Genomic DNA, 276 nt, shown 5'->3' with positions numbered 1-276 from the left:
CAAGAAAGCATATTTTGGAAGGAGATTTTAAAGCTTGGAAAGAAAAAATGGTTAAACAAATGGATATAAGATTATAGTAAGTGAAAATCTTAGATTGGTACATACTAAAGCGCTATTTGTTAACATTTTTAATGATGTTACTATTGTTTATTCCGATAGGAATTACAGTAGACTTGGCAGAGAAAGTAGGTAAGATATTAGAAAACAAAGCTCCCTTTGGTGAAGTTACAGCTTACTATGTAGATTTTACGGTGTATTTTGCTAATCTTTTATTTC

The 276-nt window shown here is 29.7% G+C and carries 1 pseudogene; it reads left to right on the top strand.

Annotated features, from left to right (window positions below):
• Positions 1 to 80 precede the first annotated feature (80 nt).
• Positions 81 to 276: pseudogene (locus ACRHNM_RS16685) on the top strand (LptF/LptG family permease); the annotation flags it as partial.

Origin of the sequence: Psychroserpens mesophilus (assembly GCF_050617655.1) — a bacterium.
Lineage (GTDB): Bacteria > Bacteroidota > Bacteroidia > Flavobacteriales > Flavobacteriaceae > Psychroserpens > Psychroserpens mesophilus_A.
Note: the sequence above shows the minus strand (reverse complement) of the source record. Positions and strands in the feature narration are given on the sequence as shown.